The 16,147-nt window shown below is 66.6% G+C and carries 11 protein-coding genes and 1 pseudogene; 8 read left to right on the top strand and 4 right to left on the bottom strand.

Annotation, left to right across the window (positions count from 1 at the left end; genetic code table 11):
- Positions 1-105: 105 nt before the first annotated feature.
- Positions 106-351, top strand: a complete 246-nt coding sequence (locus OKW39_RS06785; protein WP_090803648.1) for a hypothetical protein — start codon at positions 106-108, stop codon at positions 349-351.
- A gap of 317 nt (positions 352-668) precedes the next feature.
- On the opposite strand, the gene OKW39_RS06780 is transcribed toward OKW39_RS06785, so the two are convergent.
- Complete coding sequence (locus OKW39_RS06780; RefSeq protein ID WP_013088853.1) at positions 669-821, bottom strand: DUF3096 domain-containing protein; 153 nt, start codon at positions 819-821, stop codon at positions 669-671.
- 267 nt (positions 822-1,088) lie between these two features.
- On the opposite strand from OKW39_RS06780, the gene OKW39_RS06775 reads away from it, so the two are divergent.
- On the top strand, positions 1,089-2,480 hold the full coding sequence (locus OKW39_RS06775) for a lactonase family protein (protein WP_262419841.1): 1,392 nt from the start codon (positions 1,089-1,091) through the stop codon (positions 2,478-2,480).
- A 104-nt stretch (positions 2,481-2,584) separates the two neighbouring features.
- On the opposite strand, the gene OKW39_RS06770 is transcribed toward OKW39_RS06775, so the two are convergent.
- Positions 2,585-6,664 (bottom strand): DNA translocase FtsK, encoded by a 4,080-nt coding sequence (locus tag OKW39_RS06770; protein ID WP_429562311.1) that lies wholly within the window; start codon positions 6,662-6,664, stop codon positions 2,585-2,587.
- A gap of 113 nt (positions 6,665-6,777) precedes the next feature.
- Complete coding sequence (locus tag OKW39_RS06765; protein ID WP_429562310.1) at positions 6,778-7,314, bottom strand: META domain-containing protein; 537 nt, start codon at positions 7,312-7,314, stop codon at positions 6,778-6,780.
- Positions 7,315-7,846: 532 nt separating this feature from the next.
- Between OKW39_RS06765 and purT the strand changes: the two genes are divergently transcribed.
- The 6 genes and pseudogenes from purT to OKW39_RS06735 all read left to right on the top strand — a co-directional run bounded on the left by purT (position 7,847) and on the right by OKW39_RS06735 (position 15,109).
- Positions 7,847-9,061, top strand: a complete 1,215-nt coding sequence (gene purT / locus OKW39_RS06760) for a formate-dependent phosphoribosylglycinamide formyltransferase (RefSeq protein WP_429562309.1) — start codon at positions 7,847-7,849, stop codon at positions 9,059-9,061.
- A gap of 105 nt (positions 9,062-9,166) precedes the next feature.
- Positions 9,167-9,379, top strand: a complete 213-nt coding sequence (locus tag OKW39_RS06755) for a DUF6726 family protein (RefSeq protein ID WP_429562308.1) — start codon at positions 9,167-9,169, stop codon at positions 9,377-9,379.
- A gap of 125 nt (positions 9,380-9,504) precedes the next feature.
- Positions 9,505-9,888, top strand: coding sequence for an MliC family protein (locus OKW39_RS06750; RefSeq protein WP_429335996.1), 384 nt, complete (start codon positions 9,505-9,507; stop codon positions 9,886-9,888).
- Between the two features lie 257 nt (positions 9,889-10,145).
- A pseudogene (locus tag OKW39_RS06745) lies at positions 10,146-11,799 on the top strand (acetolactate synthase large subunit).
- Positions 11,800-11,831: 32 nt separating this feature from the next.
- The gene (locus OKW39_RS06740) at positions 11,832-13,268 is read left to right on the top strand and encodes an aldehyde dehydrogenase family protein (protein ID WP_429562307.1); all 1,437 of its coding nucleotides are present in this window, start codon (positions 11,832-11,834) and stop codon (positions 13,266-13,268) included.
- Between the two features lie 374 nt (positions 13,269-13,642).
- A complete protein-coding gene (locus OKW39_RS06735; RefSeq protein WP_429562306.1) occupies positions 13,643-15,109 on the top strand; it encodes a DEAD/DEAH box helicase in 1,467 nt (488 codons plus the stop codon).
- Positions 15,110-15,216: 107 nt separating this feature from the next.
- On the opposite strand, the gene gluQRS is transcribed toward OKW39_RS06735, so the two are convergent.
- A complete protein-coding gene (gene gluQRS, locus OKW39_RS06730; protein ID WP_429361998.1) occupies positions 15,217-16,107 on the bottom strand; it encodes a tRNA glutamyl-Q(34) synthetase GluQRS in 891 nt (296 codons plus the stop codon).
- Positions 16,108-16,147: the final 40 nt, after the last annotated feature.

The following is a 16,147-nucleotide window of genomic DNA, read 5'->3' as shown; positions in this document are numbered from 1 at the left end:
ATCCATGCATACAATTAAATTTCATGCCGATGTTCGGCGACCTGCCGGACTGCGAATCGGCCTTGCTCATGGCGGTTGCAGACGCCGTTTCCGAGGACGAAAGCCATGCTGAACCCTTCGAAATCCGATTGCATCACAATTCTCTCGGCCGCCAGCCAGCTTGCCGGCGACTCCATGTTGCCACTCGATCATGGCCGGCTCGGCCTGAGCCGCAACGGCATGCTGGCTGCCGCCTCCTTCCTGGTCGAGCGGGCCTGCTTCCGGCGCTATCAGCAGGATGCCGATCATTATGCGGTCGGCGCGCTGTCGTTGCAGGGGCGCCTGCGGCTCGAACAGCTGGCGAACGGTTGAGCGGTAGGGCCGAGCGTTCGTAGCGCAGGTTCCTGGCGTATCCGCGCCGGCCATTCGCCGCATCCCTTCGTACCGCGCCTTCCCATTTCCTATCCGTATCTTCACGCCGCGTCGCGTCAGGTCGATCGTTCGCGTGGCGCGGGTATCGCGCGCGTCAATCTTGCGCGCGATACCCGCTTCCCGCATATGTCACGGCGTGACATTTGCCGCGCTCTCACACGGGCGAGTGGCGCTGGCACCCAGCGAACCTTCCCTTCGTGCGAAACCACCTCGATACCGGACGCAAATCTCGCGCCCGGCGTCGTGGCACCTGTCGCTCACAGATGCGACGAGCCCACGCCGAAGATCCCGATGATGCCGATGATGATCAGGTAAAGCGCGACGATGTAGTTCAACAGGCGCGGCATGATCAGGATCAGGATGCCGGCGATCAGCGAAACGAGCGGGCCCAGGCTGAGAGTGACGTTCATGGAGACTCCGTGGTTGAGACGCGTGATGCGCGATTGAGGAAACGATTGAAAAACGTCCCGCCGCGCGGGACCCAAGCCGCTGGCGCAGACCGTGCCGCAGCGATGGATTCACTGCATGATCCGACCTGACGCTCTTATACTGACTTCGACAACAACAACGTGGAACGACGCTCGATTCGCGGCGCGGCAGACCAGACACCGTTACAACCGCTCGTACCCCGGCTCATACGCGAGCCCGTACCAGACAACCGATGTCGAGGAGGTCTCATGCTTCACAGTCGCCGTGCCGTCGGGCGTATTGCCGTGCGCCCAGTTCCGACTTCCGTTTTTACTTCTGTTCTTGCCAGTGTTGCCTTTCAGGGTTCCCGTCCGCGTGGCGCTGACCGCGCCGCTCCATCTGCCGTGGATTGCACGGCGGAAAGCACCGCCCGGCGCGCAACGCGGCCAACGCCGTTGCGGGCCGCCCGTTCGATAATAAGAGGTTTCGCGCTCATGGTTTCGATTGTTGCTTCGCACGCGTATGCGCAAGATTCTGGCCCGGTCCCCGCGGACGGCGTTTATACGATGCTGGTCGGTACTTACACCAGCGGCAGGAGCGAGGGCATCTACGTCTTTCGCTTCGATACGAAGACCGGCGCGGCGACCCAGGTGTCGGTCGCGCAGACGGTCAATCCGTCGTTTCTGGTCGTGAGCCGCGACCGCCGCTTCGTCTATTCGGTCAACGAATTGCCCGGTGACAACGGCCCGGCCACGCAGCGCGGCGGGATCAGCGCGTTCGGCTTCGATGCCGCGCGCGGGCAACTGACGTTTCTGAACAAGGTGTCGTCGGACGGCAATGATCCGTGCTATCTGAGCATCTCGGCGGACGGCAAGTATCTGCTGGGCGCGAACTATTCGGTCGCGCCCGATCCGGGCGGCAGTTTCGCGGTGTTTCCGCTGCAGGCGAACGGCCAGGTCGGCACCTCGGTGCAGACCGTGCATCACGAGGGCGGCGGTCCGGTGAAAGGGCGGCAGGACAACTCGCACGTGCATTCGACCGTGTTCTCGCCTGACGGCCGCTATCTGTTCGCGCAGGACCTCGGCGCCGACAAGCTGTACTCGTACCGCTACGCGCCGCAGAGCAGCGCCGGCGCGGGTCCATTCATCGCGACGGACTGGGGCTACACGCAGCAGAAGGCCGGCACGGGTCCGCGCCATCTGATCTTTGGCGCGGACGGCAAGCACGCGTATCTGACGAGCGAACTCGCGGCGACCGTCAGCACGTTCGACTACCACGACGGCAGGCTGAAGCTCGTGCAGACGCTGCCATTGAGCGAGCCTGACTTCAAGGGGAAGGTGGGCGCCGCGGCGATCCATATGTCGCCGGACGGACGCTTCGTGTATGCGTCCAATCGCGGCGACGCGAACGAGATCGTGATCTTCTCGGTCGATCCCGCCACTGGACACCTGAAGCAGATCGGCCGGCAGTCGAGCCTCGGCAAATCGCCGCGCGAGTTCACCATCGATCCGACCGGCAACTGGCTGATCGTCGGCAATCAGCTGAGCGACACGGTCTATGTGTTCAAGCGCGATCCGCAGACGGGGCTGCTCGATCCGAATCCGAAGCAGCATTTCGATCTCGGCTCGCCGGTCGACTTCAAGCTGGTATCACCGTCGTGATGCGCGGCACGCGCGGGTAAATGAAAAACGGACAGCTCACATCCTGAGGCTGTCCGTTTTTTCTTCCGGATCATCGCCGACCCGGTTAGCGATTCACCGGGCGCTCATTCCGCCGGCCCCGGCGCCAGCACTTCGCGGCTGCCGTTGATGCTCATCGCCGACACGAGGCCGGCCGTCTCCATCTGCTCGACGAGCCGCGCCGCGCGGTTATAGCCGATGCGCAACTGCCGCTGCACCGACGAGATCGACGCGCGCCGCGTGCGTACGACGAACGCGACCGCTTCGTCGTACAGCGGATCGGCTTCCGCATCCGGCGCTTCGCCGAACAGGTCCTGGGCCGCGCCGCCATCGGCGGCCGGGCCGTCGAGAATGCCTTCCTCGTATTGTGGCTCGCCGAACTGCTTCAGATATTCGACGATCGCATGCACTTCCTCGTCGGCGACGAACGCGCCGTGCACGCGCTGCGGGTAGCCGGTGCCCGGCGGCAGAAACAGCATGTCGCCCTGGCCGAGCAGCGACTCGGCGCCCATCTGGTCGAGAATCGTGCGCGAGTCGATCTTCGACGACACCTGGAACGCGACGCGCGTCGGAATGTTCGCCTTGATGAGACCGGTGATGACGTCGACGGATGGCCGCTGCGTCGCGAGGATCAGGTGGATGCCGGCCGCGCGCGCCTTCTGCGCGAGCCGCGCGATCAGCTCCTCGATCTTCTTGCCGGCGACCATCATCAGGTCGGCGAGTTCGTCGATGACGACGACGATCAGCGGCAGCGGCGCCAGCGGCTCGGGCGCATCGGGCGTCAGCGAGAACGGGTTGCCGAGCTTCTTGCCCTTCGCCTCGGTGTCGCGGATCTTCTGGTTGAAGCCGGCGAGATTGCGCACGCCGACGGCCGACATCAGCCGGTAGCGCTTTTCCATTTCGCCGACGCACCAGTTCAGCGCATTGGCCGCGAGCTTCATGTCGGTGACGACCGGCGCGAGCAGATGCGGAATCCCTTCGTAAACCGAAAGTTCGAGCATCTTCGGGTCGATCATGATCAGGCGCACTTCCTCTGGCGTCGCCTTGAACAGCAGCGAGCAGATCATCGCGTTGATCGCGACCGATTTGCCCGAGCCGGTCGTGCCGGCCACCAGCATGTGCGGCGCCTTCGCGAGATCGGCGACGACGGGATGGCCGGTGATGTCCTTGCCCATCGCAAGCGTGAGTCGCGAGTGCGAGTTCTGGTAGACGCTCGCCTCGAGAATTTCCGAGAGGCGGATCGTTTGGCGCTTCGCGTTCGGCAGTTCGAGGCCCATGCAGGTCTTGCCCGGAATCGTTTCGACCACGCGGATCGACGTGAGACCGAGACCGCGCGACAGGTCCTTCATCAGACCGACGATCTGGCTGCCGCGCACGCCGAGCGCCGGTTCGACTTCGAAGCGTGTGATGACCGGACCCGCCGATGCGCCGACCACCATCACCGGCACCTTGAATTCCTGCAGGCGCTGCTCGATCAGCAGGCCGGTTTCGCGGAGCTTTTCATCCGGGATCGGTTCGATGTCGGCATCGGCGGGGGCGAGCAGATCGAGCGTCGGCAGTTCGACCATCGATGCGGCCGGCGCATGGAACTCGAAGCCGTTGACCGGCGCGTGGCCGGGCAGCGGCGGGCGGGCGGCGGGCTCGGCAGTGGGTTGGTCGGCGGATTGGACCTGCGGTTGCGGTGTTAGCGCGGGCGAAGACGACGGAGCCGGCGACGGAGCCGGCGACGGAGCCGGCGACGGTTCGGCGGCCGGCGTGTTCGCGGCAGGCGTTGCGCTTGCGCCGACCGAAGGCTCGATGCTGGTCGCCGGCGCGGCGAAGCCCGGGAAACGGACTACGTTCGAGACGACGGCCGGTGCGGTTGCCGGCATAGCGAGATTCGCCGCACTCGTCGAAGTCGACGACGGCGAGTCGTTTGCGGTGGTGTTCGCGGGCTCGTTCACAGCGGGCAGGGCAGGGGCGTGCGACGTCGCGGGCTCACCTGACTGCGCACTTTCGCTGGCGAGTTCCGAGACCGTCGCGCCGGACCACGGCGGCACGCTTGCGCTCGACGGCGCGGCGGCCTCCGTCTGCGGCGAGTCCGCTGACGCGGCCGCGCGTTGAGCCGCGGCGGGGCCGAGCTTGCTCTCCCAAGGCACGAGCGTCTTGTCGATGACGATTTCGGCTGCCGGAGCCCGCGCTTGCGGAGGCGTCGCGGTGTCGGCGGTGGCCGGTTCGACGGTTCGCGCGGATTCCTCCCCCTGCGATTCCGGGACGCTGGTGTTGGTTGCTGTCTGCGTCGAATCGTTTTGAACCGCCGGTGCGTCTTCTTGCGAAGCATCGTCCCGTAGGCTGGCTGCGAAGCGCTCGAATGGCGTCGCCGTCGGCGACTCATGTTGCGGCGCGCTTGCGGCGGGTTCGGTGGCGGCAGGCTCAGCCACAGCGGATGCCGATGGCTCGACAACCGCGGATTCGACAGCCGCAGCAGCCACGTCGGCCACCGACTCGGTTGCAGTCGTCGTCTGCGGCGCAGCCGTAAGCGGCGCATGAATGACGGGCGGTTCGGTCGGCCATTGCGCAACCGCTTCGTTGCCGCCCTCGACCGACCTCTCGGACTCGGCCACCGCACGCTCAGCCGGCAACTCGACCGATGCGGTTTCTTGCTGCGACTGCGCCGGCGACACCATCCGCGCCGAACTCTCCACGCTCTGCGCCTGCGGCGCCGCAACCGTCTCGCCGTTTTCGACAGGTAGCACGTCCCGCTGCGCCGGTGGCACATCGAACGTCGTCGACGCACGCTCTGCATCGCCAATCTTCGTGCTATCGGCGCCACGGCTGCGCGCCAGGCTCACGCCGGCCATGTCGGTCCAGCGCGCGGCGTTTTCCGCGATGCTGCGCAGCGTTTCCTCGACGCTCGCGGGGGGCGCGACCGTCGACGCGTTCGTCATCGTTCCAGTGAAGTTCGGTGTAGGCCGGCGCACGGTCGACGGCGAGGTGACGCTATTGGCGCGCGAAGCGGCCGGGAACGGTTGACGCGGGGTCGCGCCGCGATTGAGCGGCGCGCTGCCGTCGGCCGGACGTGGCAGCGACGACGGGCGGCTTGCGCGGCCCGCGGCATTCATCGATCCCGCTGTGATGCCGATACCGGCGCCCGAGGCGGCGGCGCGGCCCGCCATTGCCTGTGCCGCTCGCGCCGACACGCCGGCCGCGTTGGCGGCCGTCGCCGCCAACGCGGCACTGGAGCCGAACGACGCGGCCGCACGCTGATCTCCGACCGAACGCCGCCCGACCTGCGCAGCGCCATCACGAGCCGACATGCCCGATGCACCCGCCGCACCCAGCGATGCCGCCGCCGTCGCCGCGCGCGGCTCCGTGGTGCGCAACCAGCCGGCCGGCGCGACCGGCTCGGCCGGCACGAATGGTGCGGCGGATCTGTCCGCAGCCTTGTCCGCATGCAGCGCCTGCGTTGCCGTCGACGTTGCCGGGCGCGGCGACGCGCTCGACCCCGTCCGTAGCACCGGCTCGGTCTGCTTGACCGGCCCGCGCGCCGCGTCAGCGGCCGCATCGGCTCGCCCGCTTGCGCCGGCGCCACGGGCGGAAGCGTCCTTGCTAACCGCGATGCCAGCCGCCGCGGTGCCGGCAGCAGCGGCGGAGCCCGCGCCGCGCCCGCTCGCGGGCGGACGCCACACCGTCGGCCGCGCGTAGCGACCCTTGTTATTGCGTGGCGCCATCGTGTTGGTAGCAGGCGACACATGCGACGGCGCGCCGTCGTCGACGCTGCGGTGGCGGCGCGCATCCTCGTCGCGCTTCGCGAGTCCCCGCGACAGACCGAGGCCGAACGCGCCGTCGGCCCAAACGGCGACGTCGCTCCAGCGGAACTCGACGAGCCACGGCAGGCTGATCACGAGCAGCGCGAGCGCCGCGAGCGGCGTGCCGACATGGCCGAGCAGATGTCCAAGCCCCGCGGCGAGCGCATGACCGAAACCATTGATGCCGGCAATGCCGATCAGCGAGCCCTCGAGCGTGCAACTCGCGATCAGCACGCAGACGAAGCCGAGCCACAGCCGGATCGTGCCGGGGCCGCGCAGACCCGCGCCGCCCGGCAGCATCGACTTCACGAGGCGCCACAAAAGAGGAATGAACCAGACGGCCGACCCGCCGAACCAGCCGAAAACTACCGTATGCATACCAGACATCTACGAATGACGGAGCGCGCGAGAAGCGCAATCCGTCGAGTTTAAACGGCGCAGCGCGCGGCTTCGAAGGCCGGCGCAAATCCCGAACGCGGCGCAAACTCGCATCACTTGTCGCTGCGATCGAAAATCAGGGTGTCGCCGTTGTCGAGGATTAGCTGCATCTGCTGCGGCGCTCGCATCTGCACGCCGGTGCGATCGATGCGCTCGAGCGCATCGAGGAACGGCTTCTCGATGTCGCCGCCCGGCGAGACGCACGCCATGCGTGTGCCGGCGAGGGAACCGAAGCTCAGCTTGCCGTCCTTCAGCATGTACGAACCCATGAAGCGGTTGCAACCGGAAAAGCCGCTCGCGTGACGCCGGCCGCCTTCGGTCGACAACGTCAGCGTGATCGGCTTCTGATCCTTCGACGGCACCGCGCGCGCCGTGCCGTCGGCGTTCTTCCACGAGCTCAACACCCAGCTGGTGTCGTCGAGCAGTTGCACGGCGGCGGGATTGAACGGATCAGGCGGCGGCGCCGACGAGTCCGGATGCTTCGGGATCGCGCAGGCACCGAGCAGCGCGGCGATGCTCAACGCGGCGACGGCCGTGCGCAGGCACGGAATGATGCGCGCAAGAGGTCGCGGGCGGGAGCGGATGAGCATGGCGTCGTTCCTGTTCAAACTGGCGAAGGCGTAAGGGTAACGTACTAGGGTCTGTTTACATATGGAACGCACGTGCGTTGCCGCGAGAAGGGCCGCTCGCAAGGATTGCGACGCCGCGAATACTCGACGTATTCGCAAGGAGCATGACGCAGCGAGCGGCCCTTCTCGCGGCAACCCCAGTTCTGAATTCCATTCCAGGGGAATGCCCGCTATCGGCCGCATGGCGGCGTCGTGCGTCGCTCACGTGGCGCGGCCACGCAGCGCTCCTTACTCCTTGCCCTGCGGCCGATAGCGGGCATTCGCACGTGCGTTCCATATGTAAACAGACCCTAAGCTTGTCGTGCGCGAGCGATGCTCGCGGTGACGTGATCGCGGCTGCGAACGTCGACGCGGCGGCACGGTTCCGCTCGACCGCCACGGCCTCGCGAGCGCACCCAAAGCGCACCCTGAGCGCCGCGCGGCAAGGGGCCCGCATGTTAACATCGCGGTCTATCCAATCCCACCCTCATCCCGACTTTTATCTGGAGTTCCCATGCAGATCGGCCAACGGATCGGCACGCCCCTTTCTGAATCCGCGACGCGCGTGATGCTGCTCGGCGCCGGCGAACTCGGCAAGGAAGTGATCATCGCGCTGCAACGGCTGGGCGTCGAAGTGATCGCCGTCGACCGTTACCCGAACGCGCCGGGCCATCAGGTCGCGCATCGCGCGCATGTGATCGACATGACCGACCGCGCCGCGCTGCGCGCACTGGTCGAGCAGGAGCGCCCGCATCTGATCGTCCCCGAAATCGAGGCGATCGCCACCGACGAACTCGCCGCGATCGAAACCGAGGCGCTCGCCGAGGTGATCCCGACCGCGCGTGCCACCCAACTGACGATGAACCGCGAAGGCATCCGCCGCCTCGCTGCGGAGGAGCTTGGCCTACCGACCTCGCCGTACGCATTCGCCGATTCGCTCGACGAGCTGCGCGCGGGCATCGCGAAGGTCGGCTATCCGTGCGTAGTGAAACCGGTGATGTCGTCGTCGGGCAAGGGGCAGTCGGTGCTGCGCAGCGACGCCGACGTCGAACCCGCCTGGCAGTACGCGATGGCGGGCGGCCGCGTGAATTTCGGGCGCGTGATCGTCGAGGGTTTCATCGACTTCGAATACGAAATCACGCAGCTCACCGTTCGCGCGATCGACCCGGCGAGCGGCGCGGTCGGCACGTACTTCTGCGATCCGATCGGCCACGTGCAGGTCGCGGGCGACTATGTCGAATCGTGGCAGCCGCAGCCGATGCGCCCGCTCGCGCTCGAGCGTTCGCGCGAGATCGCGCACAAGGTGACGGCGGCGCTCGGCGGCCGCGGCCTGTTTGGCGTGGAACTTTTCGTGCGCGGCGACGACGTATGGTTTTCGGAAGTCAGCCCGCGTCCGCACGACACGGGGCTCGTCACGCTGTGCTCGCAGCGCTTCTCGGAGTTCGAGCTGCATGCGCGCGCGATCCTCGGCCTGCCGGTCGATACGTCGCTGCGTGCGGCGGGCGCGTCGGCGGTGATCTACGGTGGTCGCGACGAGGCCGGCATCGCGTTCGAAGGCGTCGCGGCCGCACTTGCGGTGCCCAATGCGGATCTGCGCCTGTTCGGAAAGCCGGAAAGCTTCGTCAAACGTCGCATGGGCGTCGCGCTCGCGACCGGCGAGAACATCGGGGAAGCGCGCTCGCGTGCCAGGCAGGCGGCGGCCGCGGTGCGGCCGGTGTCGGCGAACTAACGGGCAGGCGGCGAGGCGCGGCGCAAAAGTGTGCGGGACGCACACGAAAGAGCTCCGCATTCGTTTCTGGTTTATCGAAGCAAAGAGATCGGAGTAGAGGATCGTATGGCGCTTGAAACTCGCAGCAATCCATGGCGCGGCGCGCTTCGCCGGGTCGGCGCACTCGGCGTGGCGTTCGCGCTGTGCGCCGGCATCAGCGGCTGCGGGCTCGCGGCCGCGCCGTGCCGGATCGCTTCGGCGGGACTGAAGATCGTGCCGGTGGTCGGCCACGTCGCCGCTGCGCCGACCGATGCGTGTGCCGGCGTGATCGATCCTTGAAGCGTCGTTGAGCTGTCCGTGAATCGCCCATGAGCTGCCTGTGACTCGGCCGTGGCTCGGCTGTGACCGGCGTCGCGGCCGGTGCTGCCCTCCCTGCCTGACCCCCGCAACAATCGAGGTATTCGATGAAGACATGGCGTGTTGCAATCCTCACGACAGCAGCATCGACGGTGGCCTGGCTGGCGGCATCTTCCGGCGGCGCATCGGCCGCGCCATTGCAATTCAAGCACATCGAGGGCAAGAACCATCAGACGCGCAAATACACCTGCGCGACCGGCAAGATCCTGCAAGTCACCTACTGGAACGCGCGGAACGGCCAGAGCTTCGCCGTGCTGCCGGTGAAAGGCGCGTCGATGCTGTTCGTCAACACGATCTCGGCGTCCGGTGCGAAGTACCAGGCCGGCAGCTATACGTGGTGGACCAAGGGTCCGCGCGCCAACCTGTACGACCTGACGAGCGGCGAAAATGCGCCGCCGATTCTCTCCGACTGCGTGACCGTGATTCGCTGATTTGCTGATCGGCGGACACGTGCACCGCATGCGGCGGCTTCACCCCCGACCGCCGCCTGCTTCTTCTCGCGCCTGGCTTCCTGTCCCCCGCGCCGCCTCGTGCGCTCGCGCGCATCGTTTCCGTTCGAGTAGTAAGCTGTCCGGCATGGCGTTCGCCATGCCGTTTGCCATGCCGCGCGCGCGAAGCGGTGTTTCGCGCGCAGCCGTCGTTGTCGTCTTCGATTGTCCGTTCCCCGAGTCATCAAGCGAGACCCTCAATGAAAGCATCGGACCTGTTCGTCAAATCGCTGGAAGCCGAAGGTGTCGAGTATGTGTTTGGCATCCCCGGTGAAGAAAATCTCGATCTGCTGGAGTCGCTGCGCCGCTCGAAAATCCGTCTGATCCTCACGCGCCACGAGCAGGCGGCCGGCTTCATGGCCGCCACCTACGGGCGGCTCACCGGCCGCACGGGAGTATGTCTGGCGACGCTCGGCCCCGGCGCGACCAACTTCGTGACCGCGGCCGCCTACGCGCAGCTGGGCGGGATGCCGATGCTGATGGTCACGGGCCAGAAGCCGATCAAATCGAGCAAGCAGGGGCACTTCCAGATCGTCGACGTGGTGCGGATGATGGAGCCGCTCACCAAGTACACACGGCAGATCGTGTCGATCGGCAACATTCCGGCGACGGTGCGCGAGGCGGTGCGCCGCGCCGAGGAGGAACGCCCGGGCGCCACGCACCTCGAATTGCCCGAGGACGTCGCGCACGAAGAGGGCGACGGCAAGCCGATTCCGAAGAGCTACAGCCGCCGTCCGGTCGCCGAGGAAAGGGCGGTCGCGCGCGCGGTCGAGGCGATCACCGCCGCGAAGCATCCGCTGCTGATGATCGGCGCGGGCGGCAACCGCAAAACCACCACGAAGATGCTGCGCGAGTTCGTCGACCAGATCGGCATTCCGTTTTTCACCACGCAGATGGGCAAGGGCGTGATCGACGAATCGCATCCGATGTGGCTCGGCAACGCGACGCTCTCCGACGGCGATTTCGTGCACCGCGCGATCGAGCACGCCGACTGCATCATCAACGTCGGTCACGACGTGATCGAAAAGCCGCCGTTCTTCATGCGCAGCGGCGAGGCAGGCGAGAAGACCGTAATCCACGTGAACTTCCTCGGCGCCGAAGTCGATCCGGTGTATTTCCCGCAGATCGAAGTGGTCGGCGATATCGCCAACGCGGTGTGGCAGCTCAAGGAGAGCCTGAAGACGCGTCAGGAGCATTGGGACTTCACGCGCTTCAAGGAGATCAAGGAGCACTTCGAGGCGCATCTGGTGAAGGGCCAGCACGACGATCGCTTCCCGATGTACCCGGTGCGGATCGTCAACGACGTGTACGAGACCACGCCGGTCGACGGCATCGTGTGTCTGGATAACGGCATGTACAAGATCTGGTTCGCGCGCTACTACCGCGCGCACGAGCCGAATTCGCTGCTGCTCGACAACGCGTTGGCGTCGATGGGCGCGGGGCTGCCGTCGGCGATCGCGAGCAAGATCGTGCATCCGGAGCGCAAGGTAATCGCCGTGTGCGGCGACGGCGGGCTTCATGATGAACTCGCAGGAGCTCGAAACGGCGGTGCGGCTGAAGCTCGATCTGGTGATCCTGATTCTGCGCGACGACGCGTTCGGCATGATCCGCTGGAAGCAGGAGAACATGAACTTCCCGGACTACGGCATGACGCTTGCGAACCCGGATTTCGTCGCCTATGCGCAGAGTTATGGCGCGCAGGGGCATAGGATCGAGGCGGCCGAGCAGTTCGCGCCGCTGTTGCGCGAGTGCTTCGCGACGCCCGGCGTGCACGTGATCGACGTGCCGATCGACTATTCGGACAACGAGCGCGTGCTCAATCGCGAGATCAAGCGGCTGTCCGCGCGGCTTTGAGCATCCGTGCATCGAATCAAGGAGAGTGCGACATGTTGCAGAAAACCTATCCGTACTACCTGGCCAACGAGCCGGTGGCCGCCAACACCGATCTCGAAGTCACCGACAAATTCAGCGGCGAAGTCGCCACGCGCGTCGCAATGGCCGACGCGGCCGCGATCGACAAGGCGATCGGCCTGGCGGTCGATGCGATGCCCGCCATGCGCGCCTACCCGCCGTTCAAGCGCCAGGCGGTGCTCGAGCACTGCGTGAAGCGCTTTCGCGAGCGCTACGACGAACTCGCCCTCGCGCTGTGCATCGAGGCGGGCAAGCCGATCAACGATTCGAAGGGCGAAGTCACGCGCCTGATCGATACGTTCAAGGTCGCCGCGGAGGAGAGCGTGCGGATCGACGGCGAGATCATCAATCTGCAGATTTCGCCGCGCGCGAACGGGTATCACGGCTATGTGAAGCGCGTGCCGATCGGGCCGTGCTCGTTCATCTCGCCGTTCAATTTTCCGTTGAACCTGACCGCCCACAAGGTCGCGCCGGCGATCGCGGCCGGCGTGCCGTTCGTGCTGAAACCGGCGAGCCGCACACCGGTCGGTGCGCTGATCATGGGCGAAATTCTCGCGGAAACCGATCTGCCGAAGGGCGCGTTCTCGATTTTGCCCGCGCATCGCGACGGCGCCGACCTGTTCACGACCGACGAGCGCTTCAAGCTGCTGTCGTTCACCGGGTCGCCCGCGGTTGGCTGGGAGTTGAAGCGCAAAGCCGGCAAGAAGAAGGTGATTCTGGAGCTGGGCGGCAACGCGGCGGCGATCGTCGATGGCGATCAGGGCGGCAAGCTCGACTACGTGGTCGACCGGCTCGCGTTCGGCGCGTTCTATCAGTCGGGGCAGAGCTGCATCGGCGTGCAGCGGATTCTCGCGCACACGAGCGTCTACGACGCGCTGCGCGAGAAGCTGATCGCGAAGACGAAGTCGCTCGTGATGGGCGATCCGAAGAACGAAAAGACCTTCGTCGGGCCGATGATCTCCGAATCGGAAGCGAAGCGGCTCGCTGGCTGGATGGAGGGGGCGGTGCACGCGGGCGCGCAGATCGTCGCGGGCGGCAAGGTCGACGGCGCGATGTTCGAGGCGACGCTGCTGGAAGGCGTGAAGCGCGACACCGATCTGTATCGCAAGGAGGCGTTCGGACCGGTTGCGATACTCGAGCGCTTCGACGATTTCGAGGCGGCGCTCGCGCAGGTCAACGACAGCGACTTCGGCCTGCAGGCCGGCGTGTTCACCGATTCGCTCGCGCATGCGCATCGCGCGTGGGATGCGCTCGAAGTGGGCGGCGTCGTGATCAACGACGTGCCGTCGTTCCGCGTCGACAACATGCCGTATGGCGGCGTCAAGGATTCGGGGCTCGGGCGCGAGGGCGTGCGCTACGCGATCGAGGACATGACCGAGATGCGGCTCATGGTGATGCGCGAGACGTGGTGAGGGGCGATCTGACGTGAGCGGGGGCGGGCGACCGTTCGCAATGGGGCCGGTGCGGGCGCGGGGACGGCTGACGAACGCCGCGCGCCGCCCGCCGAAGTGCCCGGCTGTCACGCCACTGTCGTCTGTGCGCACTACGCTGCGACCGAAGCAACGGCCGCGAGCCGCCGGCCGGCCAGCCGTCACGAGCGTTTTTGCTGAAGTGCTACAATGCTCGGCTTTCGGCGGATGCTTCCGCCAGCCGGAGCCGGCCGCATTATCCGAACTCAGACGGGTCTCGCGCGGAACGACGTGGCTCCGCCTTCATCCTGATGCCCTCAGCGGTCCCGACCGCTGCCGCGCGCATCGCGCCACGCGCCTTTTTAGCGAAAGCCACCATGTCCGACACAGCCGTCACGCCCAGTACCGAGACTTTTGATCAATTCGGCCTCGCGCCCGACATCCTGAAGGCCATCAAGGAATCGGGCTACACGTCGCCCACGCCGATCCAGGCGCAGGCGATCCCGGTCGTGCTGGCGGGCCGTGACGTGATGGGCGCCGCGCAGACCGGCACCGGCAAGACCGCGAGCTTCTCGCTGCCGATCATCCAGCGTCTGCTGCCGCAGGCCAGTACGAGCGCGTCGCCGGCGCGCCATCCGGTCCGTGCGCTGATCCTCACGCCGACCCGCGAACTGGCCGACCAGGTCGCCGCGAACGTGCAGGCCTACGCGAAGCACACGGCGCTGCGCAGCGCGGTCGTGTTCGGTGGCGTCGACATGAATCCGCAGTCGGACCAGTTGCGCCGCGGCGTCGAAATCCTGATCGCGACGCCGGGCCGTCTGCTCGATCACGTGCAGCAGAAAACCGCGAACCTGGGCCAGGTGCAGATGCTCGTGCTCGACGAAGCCGACCGCATGCTCGACATGGGCTTCCTGCCCGACCTGCAGCGCATCCTGAACCTGCTGCCGAAAGAGCGCCAGACGCTGCTCTTTTCCGCGACGTTCTCGGGCGAAATCAAGAAGCTCGCCGCGACGTATCTGCGCAACCCGCAGACCATCGAAGTGGCGCGCAGCAACTCGACCGCGACCAATGTCACCCAGATCGTCTACGAAGTCGCCGAGGGCGACAAGACCGGCGCGGTCGTGCAGCTGATCCGCGAGCGTGGCCTGAAGCAGGTGCTTGTGTTCTGCAACAGCAAGATCGGCGCGAGCCGGCTCGCGCGCAGTCTCGAACGCGACGGCGTGGTCGCGACCGCGATTCACGGCGACCGCACGCAGAGCGAGCGCATGCAGGCGCTCGATGCGTTCAAGCGCGGCGAAGTCGAGGCGCTCGTCGCGACGGATGTCGCCGCGCGCGGTCTCGACATCGTCGAACTGCCGACCGTGATCAACTTTGACCTGCCGTTCAACGCCGAAGACTACGTGCACCGGATCGGGCGCACGGGCCGCGCGGGCGCATCGGGCGACGCGCTGTCGCTGTGCAGCCCGAACGAGCGCAAGCAACTGGCCGACATCGAGAAGCTGATCAAGCGTCCGCTCGACTTGCAGCGCCTGACCGTCGAGGCGCCGGTGCGCCATCATCACGACGACCGTCCGCCGCGCCGCGAGCGCAGCGAATCGCGCGACGAGCGCAGCCGCCGTCGCACGGGCGGGGCGTCGGGTTCGTATGACCGTGCGCATCATCATCGCGCGCAACCGGTCGACGATTTCTTCCTGAAGCCGTACGAGCCGTCGCCGGCATCGGTGCGCAAGATCGAGGAGACGGCCGCGTCGAACTCCGCGCCGCAAAAGACGGCGCCGAAGCGGCCACTGGCCGCGTTGCTCGGTGGCTTCGGAATGCCGAGGAAGACGCCTTCGTCGTCGTAAGACGGGCTGTCGGGTTCAGAGCTCGGGGTGCAACGCCTCGAGCGTAAAAACGGTGGGGCCGCGCGGTTCGATGTCTCGGAAAACGCAGCAGGCTTCACGCGTGCGCATCATCGGGATGCGCGAATGTTCATCCGTTTTGCCCAGGCCGCGGTCGCGGCGCTGTAGAACTGCTCCAGCGTCGTGGGCGGCTCGCTTCCCAACTTCAGTCCCAGATGCCGTGCCGCCGCGCCTAGTGCTTCGAGCGGCTTGTCGCTATCGAGCGCGGTCGCGCCGTTCTGCTTGCTCAGTTTCTCGCCGTGCTCGTTGGTGACGACCGGCACATGCAGATACTCGGGCGTTGCCACACCCAGACAACGCTGCAGATAAATCTGCCGCGCCGTCGAATCCATCAGATCCGCGCCGCGCACGATGTGCGTGATGCCCGCGTCCGCATCGTCCACCACCACCGCCAGCTGATATGCCCACTGATCGTCCGCGCGGCGCAGCACGAAATCGCCGACCTCGGTCGCGAGATTTTGCGTCTGCGGACCCTGCCAGCGGTCGTCGAACGTGATCACGGCGGGCTCGCCGTCGGGCACGCGCAGGCGCCACGCGCGCGCCGGCTTGCCATGCAGACCCGTGCGGCAGGTGCCGGGGTAGGCGAGTGTGGTGTTGCGCGCGTGCGCGTGCAGCAGCGAATCGGCGATTTCCTTGCGCGTGCAGCCGCACGGATAGACGAGACCGGTCGATTTCAACTGCTCCAGCGCGTGCTGATAGCGCGCCATGCGCTGGCTTTGCCAGACCGGCGTTTCGTCCGCGCGCATGCCGAAGCGTTCGAGGGTCGCGAGGATGTCCTCGGCGGCACCCGGCACCGTGCGCGGTCCGTCGATATCTTCGACGCGCACGAGCCACGCGCCGCGCTGCGCGCGCGCGTCGAGCCAGCTCGTGAGCGCGCTGACCAGCGAGCCGAAATGCAGCGGGCCGGTCGGCGACGGCGCGAAGCGTCCGCGATAGGTCATGGTTTGGGGACGACAGGTGCGGCGCCCGCGTCACGGAGCC

Source organism: Paraburkholderia sp. MM6662-R1 (genome assembly GCF_050436245.1).
GTDB lineage: Bacteria > Pseudomonadota > Gammaproteobacteria > Burkholderiales > Burkholderiaceae > Paraburkholderia > Paraburkholderia tuberum.
This window is presented reverse-complemented; position numbering and strand designations above follow the sequence as displayed.